This window comes from Frankia sp. CgKIO3, assembly GCF_977946435.1.
In genome coordinates this window covers 1-13,301 of record NZ_CDWTMO010000121.1, presented here as the reverse complement: position 1 = coordinate 13,301, position 13,301 = coordinate 1, and the positions used below count along the sequence as shown (strand labels likewise).

The following is a 13,301-nucleotide window of genomic DNA, read 5'->3' as shown; positions in this document are numbered from 1 at the left end:
CACCAAGGTCCCGCTGGAGGCCGAACTCCGCAAAGTTCCCTCGCCCGTCTGAGCTCGGGTCGGCTCGTTTGCCCGGGGCGACTGGCACCGGCCGCCCCGGGCGGGATCACCTCAGGTCCGTGCGGTTGCCCGCGACATCGTGTGCTCGACCACCGCGATCAGTGCGCTCTTGGTGGAGTCGCGGTTGCGGGCGTCGCAGGTGATGACGGGAACGGCCGGGCTGATCTGCAGTGCTTCCCGGACGTCCTCGATCGAGTGCCGCAGAATCCCGTCGAAGCAGTTGACGCCAATCACGAAGGGCAACTGCCGCTGCTCGAAGTAGTCGACCGCGGCGAAGCAGTCGGCCAGTCGGCGGGTGTCGGCGAGCACGATCGCACCGATGGCTCCCCGCACGATGTCGTCCCACATGAACCAGAAGCGGTACTGCCCGGGGGTGCCGAACAAGTACAGGATCAGATCCTCGTCCAGCGAGACTCGGCCGAAGTCCATGGCGACCGTGGTGGTGGTCTTGTCCATCAGGTGGGTGAGGTCGTCGATGTGGGCTCCCGCCTCGGTCATGACGGCCTCGGTGCGCAGCGGGACGATCTCGGACACCGAACCCACGAATGTGGTTTTTCCGGCGCCGAACCCGCCCGCTACTACGATCTTAACCGAGGTCGTGGCGACGGCGGAGTTGACCCGCCTGTTGTCAGAGCTTTCGAAGGCCATTGAGAACCCTTTCGAGCAACGCGAGATCCGGTGCCTCGTCGCGGTCAGGCTGCTGGTGGACGCGGACGAAGCCTTCGTCCGCCATGTCGCCTACCAGCACGCGGGCCACCCCGAGGGGCATCCGGAGGCCAGCGGCGATCTCCGCGATGGATCGCACCTGCCGGCACATGGCGGCGATGGTCTGTTGCTCCAGGTTGAGGCCGATCGCTCGTTCCTCGCCGAGAGGCGTCGTGAAGACGAGTGCCTCGATGGCGAGTTCATAGCGCGACCGAGTGCGCCCACCGGTCATCGCATACGGACGGACGACCGGCCCGGGCGTGCCCTCGGGATCGATACTCACCCTGACTCCCTGTGTTGCCGTCCGGTCACCGCGGAAGGGTTCCCTGCAGCTCGGCGCGCAACGCCGGGGTCAGGACGTCCTTCGCCCGGCTGACCAGCAGGGCCATCTCATAGCCGACCAGACCGATGTCGCAGGATGGTGCCGCGAGCACTGCCATGCTCGCGCCGTCACTGATTGCCATGATGAAGAGAAAGCCGTGCTCCATCTCCACGACCGTCTGGGTGACGCCGCCCGCCTCGAAGACGCGGGCGGCGCCCTGGGTCAGGCTCACCAGTCCCGAGGCCACTGCGGCGAGCTGGTCGGCGCGATCCCGGGGGAAGCCGTCGGAGACGGCGAGTAGCAGGCCGTCTGCGGACACCACGACGGTGTGGGCGACACCCGGGACTCGATCGACAAAATTGTTGATCAACCAGTTGAGGTTCTGGGCTTCAGAACTCACGGGTGTCACCGTTCCTCCTGCGCGTCACGTCGAGGATTCCTCGCGGTGTCGACTCCGACATCACGTCCCTGCCGTACGCCCTGGTAAAAGCTGGCAAGCCGGCCTCTTACAGCCTCAGGAGATCTGGCCGAGGTGTCGGCGGGACGCCGGCGGGGCGCGGGTTCGGCGCTGCCGGGCACGAGATGGGTCATGGGAACTCGCACCGGTAGGCCCGACCGCGTCACGCCGCCTGTGCTCGGTTGACGCAACAACTCGGCCGCCTGCCAGCCGGCGTCCCCGGGAGATGTCCAGTTCTCCCGGGACGGGGTCTGCTGGGGCGTTGGCTGGTACTGTGCTGGCGTCTGATGGTGCAGGGCCGTCTGATGCAGGGCCGCGAAGGCCGGGACGGGCGGAGCCGCCGACGGCGCGTCCGCCGCGGGCTCCTCCCGCGCCGGTGTCCGGGTACCCGTGAGCGGATCGACTCCGGAGCGGGCCGGGCCGCGTTGCCCGAAGGCCCCACCGAGCCCCGGACGGACCGGGGAACGGGCCGGTGGCGCCGCCGTACCGGCATCCGGCCCGGTGGGGTGGGCCGCCGCGGCCGCCGTCGAATGCTGGGCGGGCGCCCGACCGGACGGCGAACATCGCTGGAACCACGCCGACACGGAATCGAAGATCGGCGACGTCTCGATGTCGTCGGTGTCCCGGTCCGCCGTGGTCTGTTCGCCGGTGTCCTCGCCGGAGATCGCCTCCGTCGCCCCGGTATCGCGGAACCGCCGGGACCCGAGCGCCGACGCCGGCCGGTCGCGGGGACCGGTGGACTCCATGGGCTCCGATCGTTCCTGCGGAACGGGCCGGTTCTCGGAGCGGGCGAACACACTGCCGGCCCCGGGGGTCGGCTCCTCGGCCGACGGGGCCCGCTCACCGGCCTCGGGCCGGGTCTGGCCGGGTCTGGCCGGGTCTGGCCGGGCGGTGCCGGGGCGGGCGGTGTCGGGCTGCTCGGTCCGACCGGGCCCGGTGGTGCCGCCGGGACGTGGTTTGGTCCCCCAGCGGTTGTCCCCGAACGACACCGGTCTCGTCTCGTCCGTGACCAGATCGTCCCGTCGTCCGAATCCGCGCCGGTCGATGGTCTGGGTGTCCGGTACGACGTCGGGGGGCGGTTCGGCGTCGGTGGCCGGGTCGAGCCGGCCACCGGGAGCGGTGCCGCCGCGGCCGCGAAGGACATCGAGGTCGAGTTCCCGGTCGTTGAGTTCCCGGTCGTCGAGCTCCCGTGGGTCACGGGGACCGTCCTGCCCACCGGGGCCGGGCCGGTCCCGGGTTCCCGGGACCGGGTAGTCCCCGTCGTTTCCTCCCCGCCCGAGTAGATCGTGCGGCAGGGTCGGCGGAGCGGCGCTGGTGCCATCCGCCTCGCTGTCGCGCTCGGTGCCGCTGTCGAGGCCGGGGGTGAAGTCGTCCGGCCCGAAGTCGCGATTATCCGCGGTGGGCAGCGAACCCGTTCGGTCGGACCCGAGCTGAGCGGCGGCCAGCGGCCCGGTGAGCGGGAACGACCCGGTGCTGGGGAACCGCCGGGGCCCACTGGAGTCGTCGAAAAGGCTTTCCGGTCCGGCGGGTTCACCTGCGGTCCGGTGCCCGTTGGCCCCGGTGCCGTTCGTCGGCGCGACTCTGCCGCCCACCGGTTCGGGAGTTCCCGAGCCGGTGCGCTCCGGCCGCTCCGGTGCACGCGGTCCGGTCGGGGAACCGGGGATGGCCGGCGCGTCGCCGGCGCGGGTTCCTAGCGTCGGCGCGGTGGGCCGGCCCGGTCCCGTGCCGGCCCCGCCGTCTCCGGTCACCAGCTTGGCGGGCAGCCGGACGACAGCGGTGATACCTCCGGAGGCGGATTCGCGCAGCTGGACGTGGATGCCGTGGCGGCTGGCCAGCCGACCGACCGCGAACAGGCCCATGGTCCGTGACACCGACACGTCGACCACCGGCGGGTTCACCAGTCGGTCGTTGACCCGTTCGAGTTCCTTGGCCGGCATGCCGATGCCCTGGTCCTCGATCTCGATCATCGCCCCGGCCCCCGGACCGAGCGAGCGGCTGGTGACGAGGACGCTGGTGGCCGGCGGCGAGTACGAGGTGGCGTTCTCGAGGAGCTCGGCGACCAGGTGGACGACGTCGCTGACACCGTTGCCGGCGATGGACACCGCGGCGGCCGACGTCTGCTTGACCCTGGTGTACTGCTCCACCTCGGAGATGGCCGCCAGTACGACCTCGTTCAGCGGGACGGGGTGTGTCCAGCGCCGAGCGGTGTCCGTGCCGGCGAGGACGAGCAGGCTTTCGTTGTTCCGCCGCATACGGGTGGCGAGGTGATCCAGCTTGAACAGGTTGGACAACTGGTCCGGATCCTGCTCGCGGTTCTCCAGCTCGTCGATGAGACGCAGCTGCCGTTCGACCAGTCCCTGACTGCGCCGGGAGAGGTTCACGAACATCGCGTTGACGTTGTTCCGCAGCGACGCCTGTTCGGAGGCCAGCCGGATCGCCTCCCGGTGAACCTCGTCGAAAGCCCGCGCGACTTCGCCGATCTCCTCGTCAGTGTCGATACCGACCGGTTCGATCGAGTCGTCGATGTCCAGCTCGGTGGAATCGCGCAACCGACGGACGGCCTCGGGAAGCCGGTGATCGGCGATGTCCAGCGCGGCGGTCCGCAGCGCCAGCAGGGGGCGGACCAACGAGCGCGCGACGACCAGTGCGGCAAGCAGGGCGAGGGCCAGGATGAGCACGATCAGTAGACCGGACAGCAGCGCGTGGCGCTGGATGTTGCCCCGCAGGGTGCCTATGCGGGCGTCGACGAGGCCCAAGAGCTTATCGACGGCCTCCGTACCGGTGTCGATGGTCTGCTGGGTCGCCTGGTCCCATTTCTCGGCTTCCAGCGCGGTCAGCGGCTGACCGATGGGCGCATTCAGAATTTCTTCGACATAATTCTGGGTGTTGCGGATGTCCCCGTTGGTCTCGGTGTCGATCGTCGGTTCGTAGACCGCGAGCTGGTCCGGTAGAGCGACGTTCTCGAGATCGTTGCGCTGGCGGCCCCGCTGGGTCTCGGCCGACAGGAACTCGCGATAGTCGTCTGCCGTGAGGACATGGTTCCCGTTGCGGGTGAGCAGGCCGTGGATAAGTGCCTGCTCCTCGGCGAGAAGCTCCGTCCCGGACATCAAGAAGTAGGCCGTGTTGACCCCGGCGTTGAGCTCCTGGTCGTCATTTCCCTGCGGGATCAGCCGGATCAGGTTGATCAGCGAGTTGATGATCGGCTGAAAGGCGGTCTCGACCGCCTTCCTGTCGATCAGCCTTTCGATCGTCTGCCGCTTGGCGGGCAGCGTGTCCATCCGGCTGCTGATGTCGTCGAGGGCGCGGCGTACCTCGCTGCCGAAGGATCCTCGCCGCTCGCTGGCAGCTGACTTGTACGCCTTGTAAGCTTCATCGACCGCCGCCCGGCGGGTGGGAATCGTGCTCCCGTCCCGGGCGCCGACGGGACCGCTGGCGATGAATCCGGTGCTGTAGGTGCGCTCGGCCTGCAGGGCGTGGACCAGCCCGGACACCGAGCGGCTGATCTCGGTCAGGTCGGACATCCGGTTGACGTCCCGCGTGCTCGTCAGCACCGTACCCGCCTCGATGGACGAGTAGGCGAGGATCGCGATGACAGGCACGGCCAGAATCGCGATCAGCTTGGTGCGTACCCGCCAGTTGGTGGGGTTGGCGGCGGCGCGGTGAAGGCGCGCCAGTCCCGACCCGGCTGGGTTCGGTGGCGCGGCGAATCGACCATCGCGCTGCCCGCCGTCTTCGGCGTCCACGGGCGAACCCGGCGCCACTGTCGGCTCCGAGTCTGCGGCGATGCCCGTGCTGCTGGCCATCGGTTGTCTGCGCACGTACCTTCGCAACCTCTCCGCCAGCCTCCCGGAACAGGTCGTACCAGGATGGCTCGGTATCGGGCCCGGATGTCCCTTGTCAGGCACCATAGCGGTACGAAGTCGGCATCCGAAAGGCGCCCACCGTAAGCGCCTTGGTGGCTGCACGTCAGTTGTCGCTACTGCGCGCGGAGTCACCACTACCGTAACCGCCGGGGAAGGCCGGGGAAGCCCGACATCGGGCGTCACTGAATGATCGAAGCGCTTGTCGGGGTGAGCGAACCGGGCTGAAGACGCAAACTCAGCATCCTAGACATCTCCGACATGAGCCCTTACCGCCTTCGTGGCGGCGTCCGGCGTGCTTCGTCTGTTCCGGTGAAGGCCGTGGGAGATGGTTGGGCGCCTGGGCGGACCGGTGGGGTCGCCGTGTCCGTAGGCTTGCGGGGTGAGTGAGTTTCAGCGTAGCAGTGCTGGTCGCGGTGCGGAGCCGACGGATACCGGCGCGGTTCGGGATGTTCCGCGGTCCCCGGCGGACGGCCCCACCGGCCCGTCCGCGGTGGGGCATCCGGGCTATGACACCGTGCTGGTGATCGATTTCGGTGCCCAGTATGCTCAACTGATCGCCCGACGCATACGCGAATGTCATGTGTATTCGGAGATCGTCCCGTGGGATATGTCGGTGGACGAGATCCTCGCCCGGCGTCCGTCCGCACTGATCCTTTCTGGCGGCCCGAAGTCCGTCTACTCGCCTGGCGCGCCCCGGGTGGATCCTGCGTTGTTCGCTACCGGAGTGCCTATTCTCGGTATCTGCTATGGCCATCAGGTCATGGCTCAGGCGCTTGACGGCGCCGTCGCGCGCACGGGAACCGCCGAGTACGGAGCAACTCGTCTGTCGGTGTCGGGTCCCGGGGTTCTCTTCGACGGTCTGCCCGTTGTCCAGCAGGTCTGGATGTCGCATGGCGACTCGGTGACCGCCGCGCCGCCCGGCTTCCGGGTGACGGCTTCCACACCGTCGGCCCCGGTCGCCGCCTTTGAGGACCCCGCGCGTCGTCTCTACGGCGTGCAGTTCCACCCGGAGGTGGTCCACAGCGAGCGAGGCATGGACGTGCTGCGGCACTTCCTGTTCGTGGGCGCGGGCTGCCGGCCCACCTGGACAATGATCAACATTGTTGACGAGGCTGTCGCGGCCGTCCGGGCCCAGGTCGGGACCGGACGGTTGATCTGCGGCCTGTCCGGCGGGGTGGACTCCGCGGTCGCTGCCGCGCTCGTGCACCGGGCGGTGGGAGACGCGCTCACCTGCGTCTTCGTCGATCATGGTTTGCTGCGGGCCGGCGAGGCGGAACAGGTCGAACGCGATTTCGTCGCGACCACCGGTGTGGATCTGGTCCATATCAAGGCGGCCGACCGGTTTGCCGCCGCGCTGTCCGGAGTGACCGATCCGGAACGGAAGAGGAAGATTATCGGCCGCGAGTTCATCCGGGTCTTCGAGGAGTCCGCCCGCGAACTGGAGGCCCGGGCGGAGGCGGAGGGCGCGACGATCGACTTTCTTGTGCAGGGGACATTGTATCCCGATGTGATCGAATCCGGTTCGCCGACGGCCGCGAAGATCAAGTCTCATCACAACGTCGGCGGACTGCCCGAGGACCTGCGGTTCGGTCTGGTCGAGCCGCTTCGGACCCTGTTCAAGGACGAGGTCCGTCGGCTCGGCGAGGAGCTCGGGCTGCCCGAGGAGATCGTCTGGCGCCAGCCGTTCCCGGGCCCGGGCCTCGCCGTCCGCATCATCGGCGAGGTCACGCCCGAGCGGCTCGACGTGGTGCGGGCGGCCGACGCGGTGATCCGGGAGGAGATTCGCAAGGCCGGCCTGGACCGCGAGATCTGGCAGGTCTTCGCGGTGCTGCTCGCCGACGTGCGGTCGGTAGGCGTCCAGGGTGACGAGCGTACGTACGGCTTCCCGATCGTCCTGCGCGCGGTCACCAGCGAGGACGCGATGACCGCCGACTGGGCCCGGCTACCCTACGGCCTGCTGGAACGCATCTCGAACCGGGTGGTCAACGAGGTGCCGCAGGTCAACCGGGTGGTGTACGACATCACCTCCAAGCCCCCCGGCACGATTGAGTGGGAGTGACGATCCCGGATCGGAGCGCGTGCCCGTCGGGCGACCCCCGCCGACGGGCACGTTTGACGTCCGGGCGGAACCGGAGCACCCTGGATGACGTGACCCCGCACGAGATGGCCATTACCTAGGCGCGCGACCGATCATCGGGTCCGCGCCTCGCCCTTCCGCCTTGTCCTGGTGGGGGGCTTTTTTGTTGCCGCGGTCATGGTGGGGTGGCCGCTCAGCCGCCGGGAGATGCTCCATGACCGCAGCAGCCGCAGACGACCGATCGGTAGCCCCGGACGCCGAACTCTGGGCGTCGGACATCCGTGCCGCGGCCCGGGTCCTTGCCGGGGTGGCACGACAGACCAGAGTCGTCCGGGATCTCGGCCTGTCGGCGGCGATCGGTGCGCCCGTCTGGCTCAAGTGTGAGCACGAGCAGCATACCGGTTCGTTCAAGCTTCGGGGTGCCTACCACCGGGTGGCCACCGCGGATCCGGCGACGCGGGCCCGGGGGGTGGTGGCGGCCAGTGCCGGTAACCACGCCCAGGGAGTGGCCTTCGCGGCCGCGACCTTCGGCGTCGAGGCGACCATCTTCGTGCCGGTGGGGGCCAATCCGGTCAAAGTGGCGCGGACGCGCCGGTGGGGCGCCCGGGTCGAGAAGATACCCGGGGGGGTGGAGACGGCGCTCGCGGCGGCCGCCGCCTTCGCCGCCCGGGGAGACCGGCTGCTGGTCCACCCATTCGACGACCCGACGGTGGTGGCCGGGCAGGGCACGATCGGCTTGGAGTTGCTCGATCAGGTGCCCGATCTCGGCACCGTTCTGGTCGGGGTGGGCGGCGGAGGACTGATCAGCGGGCTGGCTGCGGCGGTGCGGTCCCGGCGCCCCGATGTGCGAGTGGTCGGTGTGCAGTCCGTGCTGTCGTCGGCGTTCGCCGCGTCGCTGCGGGCTGGCCGGCGGCTCCCGGTGCCCCCCGGTGGGGTGGTGACGCCTGGTGCCGGAACACTGTGGGAAGCCGGGACGATTCCGGGCAGCCGGACATCCGAACAGCCGACGGCGCCACGTTCGTCACGGGTGGTCTCGGCGTCGACCACGATCGCCGACGGTATGGCGGTGAACGCTCCCGGGGTTCTGACCTTCGCCCTTGCCGCACGCCTGGTGGACGAGATCGTCACGGTCGATGAGGCAGCGTTCTGGGAGGCGATGGTGTTGCTGCACCGGGCCGGCCACCAGGTGGAACCGGCCGGCGCCGCGGGGGTTGCGGCCTTGTTGCGTCAAGGTGATCTCGCGCAGGGCCCGACGGTGGCGATCCTGTCGGGCGGCAACATCGACCCGGGGGTGGCCAGCAGGGTGAAGGCGCTCGCGGCCATCCCGCCGAGCGCGTCGAGCACCGCGTGACCGCCTGACCGCGTGACCGCCGGTGGGCCGGGCGTTGACGCGGGCCACGGCCATCGACGACCCGCCCTCGCGCGCGGGGCGGGGCGGGAACGACGGACAATAGGCTGGTCAGCACGCGGGTCGACGACCACTGGGCGTGGACGCATGATGGTCATGTGGTGGCACGGACGCGCGAGGACCGCGGCCGGGTGGGGCTGTCGGTGCATCTCGCGAACCACACCGCGAACCGGGTCGTCGGGTGCGATCCGGGCATGCCGCGGTCCGACCCGCTCGACGTCGAACGTACGATCGGAGTCCCATGAGCGGCTTTTTCGGCGATTCCCACGGCGGCGGATCCGGCATCGCCGGGTCGGTCGGAACGGATGTCCACGGCGGTGCGCACGTGCCCTACGACCTGTTCGGCCCAGCGGTGCTGGCGCCGCCGGTGGGCGGGGACGGGCCCGGTGACTCCTCCTCGCCGCGCCTGGATGCCGAGAGTCTGCTCGACGGGCTCAACCTGCAGCAGCGGGCGGCGGTGGTGCACATCGGAGCACCCCTGCTTGTCGTCGCGGGCGCGGGGTCCGGCAAGACGCGGGTGCTGACCCACCGTATCGCGTACCTGCTGGCTGCCCGGGGGGTCCGGCCGGGGGAGATTCTGGCGATCACGTTCACCAACAAGGCCGCCAGCGAGATGCGCGAACGGGTCTCGGCACTGGTCGGTCCTCGGGCGCGGGCGATGTGGGTGAGCACCTTCCACTCGGCCTGCGTGCGCATCCTGAGGTCCGAGGCGAAGAGTCTCGGGTTCAGCTCGACCTTCTCCATCTACGACGCCGCCGACGCGCAGCGTCTGATCACTCTGGTCACCCGCGATCTCGATCTTGATCCCAAGCGGCATCCCGCCCGAGGTCTGGCGGCACAGATCAGCAACCTGAAGAACGAACTGATCGACTGGGAGGCCGCACGGGACCGGGCCACGAACCACCTCGAGCGGACTGTCGCCGAGGTCTACGCCGCTTATCAGCAGCGGCTGGCTCAGGCCAACGCCCTCGACTTCGACGATCTGATCATGACGACGGTGAACCTCCTCCAGGCGTTCCCCGACGTCGCTGAGCACTACCGGCGCCGCTTCCGACATGTGCTCGTGGACGAGTACCAGGACACCAACCACGCGCAGTACGTTTTGGTGCGCGAGCTCGTCGGCCAGCCGGCGTACTTCGGTGCCGGGTCCGCGCCGGTGGAGTCAGAGGAGCCGGCGGCCGAGCCAGCGGCCGGGTCGGATACCTGGGCCTCGGGCGCCGTCCCACCGGCGGAGCTGTGCGTGGTTGGCGACGCGGACCAGTCGATCTACGCCTTCCGCGGGGCGAACATCCGCAATATCGTGGAGTTCGAGGAGGACTTCCCGAACGCCGCGGTGATCCTGCTGGAACAGAACTACCGCTCCACCCAGACCATCCTCTCCGCCGCGAACGCGATGATTGCGCGTAACAACCAGCGCAAGGCCAAGCGGCTATGGTCGGACGCCGGTGACGGTGAGAAGATCGTCGGATTCGCCGCCGACAACGAGCACGACGAGGCGGCCTTTGTCGCCGAGGAGGTCGACCGGCTCTCGGACGCGAAGCTCGCGCGGTCCGCCGACGTCGCGGTGTTCTACCGGACCAACGCCCAGAGCCGGGTGTTTGAGGAGATCTTTGTCCGGGTCGGGCTGCCCTACCGGGTGGTCGGCGGGGTGCGGTTCTACGAGCGCAAGGAGATCCGTGATCTCCTTGCCTACCTGCGGGTCCTCGTCAATCCCAGCGACACGGTGAACCTGCGTCGCATCCTGAACGTGCCTCGCCGCGGGATCGGCGAGCGGGCCGAGGCGGCCCTGGCGGGCTTCGCCGATGTCGAGCGGATCGGGTTCGCGCAGGCACTGGAGCGTGTCGACGAGGTGCCGGGGATCGCCGCGCGCTCGGCGAAGGCGGTGCGAAAGTTCACCGCGCTGCTCGCCGAGCTACGCACCGTGGCGGCCGACGACCCGGTGGCCGTGGTCGAGGCGGTGCTTGAACGCACCGGCTACCTGTCGGAACTCCTCGCAGAGGACACCGTCGAGTCCCAGGGCCGGGTGGAAAACCTGCAGGAACTGGTCGGAGTGGTCCAGGAGTTCACCCAGCGGCTGCCCGAGGGCACGCTCGCGGAGTTCCTCGAGCAGGTCTCGCTCGTCGCCGACGCGGACCAGGTTCCGAGCGACGACGGTTCCGATGGTGTGGTCACCCTTATGACGCTGCACAGCGCCAAGGGCCTCGAGTTCCCCGTCGTCTTCCTCACCGGTCTCGAGGACGGCGTCTTCCCGCACCTGCGGACCTTGGGAGATCCCACCCAGCTCGAGGAGGAACGCCGGCTCGCCTATGTGGGCGTCACCCGGGCCCGGACCCGGCTCTACCTGACCCGCGCGGTGATGCGCAGCGCCTGGGGCCAACCGGCCTACAACCCGCCGTCGCGCTTCCTCGGCGAGGTGCCGGACATGCTGGTTGATTGGCGTCGGCTGGCCGATCCCCCGCCGGCGCCCGCGGGGACGTCCTGGGGTTCGTCTGGCGGGTTTGGGTCGGGCGCCACCCGCCGGGGCGCCGCCGACGCCCCGGCGGCGCGTAAACCGCTACCGAACTCGCCGTTCTCGGGCCGCGCGCGGCCGGCCGCGCGGGCCGTCCTGGAACTGCGCCAAGGCGACCGGGTGACCCATGACAGTTTCGGTCTCGGGGTTGTCGTCGCCACCGGCGGGGTCGGTGACTCCGCCGAGGCGACCATCGACTTCGGCGAGAACGCCGGCACGAAGCGCCTGCTCCTGCGGTACGCCCCCGTCGAGAAGCTCTGACGGTCCCGAGGGTCCCGACGGTCCGGGTCGCCGGGACCGTTCCGCTCGGGGGACCGGTCCCGGCCGGTCCGCCGCCCCGGCGAGGCAGCTCGCGACCAGGTGAGCAACCTTGCCGCTGAACGCCAGGGAATGATGCCCGAGGCCCGGCACGGTGTGATTTTCGATGTCGAGATCGGGATGGTCGAGCGCCGCCTCGGCGGGCCGCACCACGCTGTCCAGCCCGGCGCCGATCGCGACGAACCGGGTCCGGCAGCCGGGGGCGGGTGCGGCGAGTTCGCGTAGGAGCGCCGATCCCGGCCGTAGCTGGGTGACGAGCCGGTACGGCACCGACCGGGGGACAAGCCCGGCGAGACGGGTGCCGGAATGAGGCGTCGCGAGAGTGATCAGCGTGTCCACGTACTGATCGCCCCCGAGTTGTTGCACGTAGTAACGGGCCACCAGCCCGCCGAGTGAATGGGCGACGATGTGCACGCGCTGCCTGCCGCTGTCCGCCATGGCGGCGTGCACGGACGCGGCGAGTCGGAGCGCCGCTTCCTGCACCGTCGGTACGAGCAGCGGCAGCTCCACCGTGCGCACCCGGCGGAAACCGCGGCGGCGCAGCGACCGGCCCAACCGGGTGAACACGGACCGGTTGTCGATCAGGCCGTGGATCAGCAGGATCGGGGTGCCTGCCGCGTCGGGAGCGTTGACCAGCAGGCTGCGGTGCAGGGGGGAGAGGGCGCTCAGCGAGTAGGGCTCGTGCTCGCGCGGGCGCTGCCGGCGCAGCGCACTCGCCGGGTAGAGGGCGAGGTGGGTGGCGATCCAGGCCGCTTCCACGGCGAGCCCGCGGGCGTTCACCGGGGTCGTGCGCAGGCCGACGAGGACCGACCGCCCTGGAGCGGCGACGATGTCTGCGGCCACGGCCCGCCTGAGGCGGGCCGTGGCCGCAGCCAACGATGGCAGTATCTGCTCGCCGATGGCCCGCTCGCCTTCCCTTGCCGTACCATCCGTGCCGCCAGCCGTGGTGCTCGCCCCCCCAGGTCGGCAGATATCCCGGTGACCAAGTAAAGACCGGAGAGAAATACTACAGACTGTTAGGTAGCCCTGTCGACCATCGAGCCTGCCGCCGGCGCAGCCGATCGCCCTGGTCCTCCCGGCTCAGGGATGCGAGCAGCGATGCAGCGTCGCGCGCCGTCTCGGCCGCGGTGGTGGCGGACAGGAGCCGATCGGCGAATCCCAGCGCGTTTAGGTCGGTCGGCCGTAGCCCGGAGACGTTTGCGGCCCGCTCGACCGGTACCCGCAGCGTGACGGCGGTGCCCTCCGGGGAGAGCGCGGTGAAGTAACTGTCCGGGGTCATGGCCACGATGTCGGTGACCGCCGCGGCGAGAGCCCCGCCGGAGCCGCCCTCACCCAACACAATCGACAGCGTCGGCGAGGGGCAGGCCAACACCGCGGCCATCGCGTCCCCGATCGCCGCCGCGATGCCCGCGGCCTCGGCGTCCGCGTCGTTCGCCGCGCCGGGCGTGTCGACCAGGGTCACGAGACCAATCCCCAGCTTCCCCGCGAGCCGGGCGGCGCGGACCAACAACCGGTACCCGGTCGGACCCGGGGCGTCGCCGCGACGGGCCCCGACAGCTACAACCACCGCACGCATCGGCCC

The 13,301-nt window shown here is 69.9% G+C and carries 9 protein-coding genes and 1 pseudogene; 4 read left to right on the top strand and 6 right to left on the bottom strand.

What is annotated here, in order from left to right; translation table 11 throughout:
• Positions 1-111: 111 nt before the first annotated feature.
• The 4 genes from AC08OJ_RS14010 to AC08OJ_RS13995 are packed head-to-tail and all read right to left on the bottom strand — an operon-like array spanning position 112 to position 5,347.
• Positions 112-708 (bottom strand): GTP-binding protein, encoded by a 597-nt coding sequence (locus AC08OJ_RS14010; RefSeq protein ID WP_462185733.1) that lies wholly within the window; start codon positions 706-708, stop codon positions 112-114.
• Complete coding sequence (locus AC08OJ_RS14005) at positions 689-1,048, bottom strand: DUF742 domain-containing protein (protein ID WP_476595941.1); 360 nt, start codon at positions 1,046-1,048, stop codon at positions 689-691. The genes AC08OJ_RS14010 and AC08OJ_RS14005 overlap by 20 nt, the downstream gene beginning before the upstream one ends.
• 25 nt (positions 1,049-1,073) lie before the next feature.
• Positions 1,074-1,496: a roadblock/LC7 domain-containing protein gene (locus AC08OJ_RS14000; protein ID WP_011435096.1), complete on the bottom strand. Its 423-nt coding sequence runs from the start codon at positions 1,494-1,496 to the stop codon at positions 1,074-1,076.
• Complete coding sequence (locus AC08OJ_RS13995) at positions 1,493-5,347, bottom strand: sensor histidine kinase (RefSeq protein WP_476595940.1); 3,855 nt, start codon at positions 5,345-5,347, stop codon at positions 1,493-1,495. Before AC08OJ_RS13995 ends, AC08OJ_RS14000 begins: the two co-directional genes overlap by 4 nt.
• Positions 5,348-5,897: 550 nt before the next feature.
• On the opposite strand from AC08OJ_RS13995, the gene guaA reads away from it, so the two are divergent.
• The 4 genes from guaA (at position 5,898) to pcrA (ending at position 11,662) form a co-directional block, all read left to right on the top strand.
• Positions 5,898-7,466: a glutamine-hydrolyzing GMP synthase gene (gene guaA / locus AC08OJ_RS13990; protein WP_476593315.1), complete on the top strand. Its 1,569-nt coding sequence runs from the start codon at positions 5,898-5,900 to the stop codon at positions 7,464-7,466.
• A gap of 232 nt (positions 7,467-7,698) precedes the next feature.
• Complete coding sequence (locus tag AC08OJ_RS13985; RefSeq protein WP_476593311.1) at positions 7,699-8,835, top strand: threonine ammonia-lyase; 1,137 nt, start codon at positions 7,699-7,701, stop codon at positions 8,833-8,835.
• A 158-nt stretch (positions 8,836-8,993) separates the two neighbouring features.
• Complete coding sequence (locus tag AC08OJ_RS13980) at positions 8,994-9,137, top strand: hypothetical protein (protein WP_476593312.1); 144 nt, start codon at positions 8,994-8,996, stop codon at positions 9,135-9,137.
• The gene (pcrA, locus tag AC08OJ_RS13975; protein WP_476593313.1) at positions 9,134-11,662 is read left to right on the top strand and encodes a DNA helicase PcrA; all 2,529 of its coding nucleotides are present in this window, start codon (positions 9,134-9,136) and stop codon (positions 11,660-11,662) included. The genes AC08OJ_RS13980 and pcrA overlap by 4 nt, the downstream gene beginning before the upstream one ends.
• 384 nt (positions 11,663-12,046) lie before the next feature.
• Here the strand turns inward: pcrA and AC08OJ_RS13970 are convergent.
• Both AC08OJ_RS13970 and AC08OJ_RS13965 read right to left on the bottom strand, forming a co-directional pair.
• Positions 12,047-12,286 (bottom strand): annotated as a pseudogene (locus AC08OJ_RS13970) (esterase/lipase family protein); the annotation flags it as partial.
• Between the two features lie 439 nt (positions 12,287-12,725).
• A partial coding sequence (locus AC08OJ_RS13965; protein ID WP_476595939.1) for a carboxyl transferase domain-containing protein occupies positions 12,726-13,301 on the bottom strand: 576 nt, incomplete at its 5' end.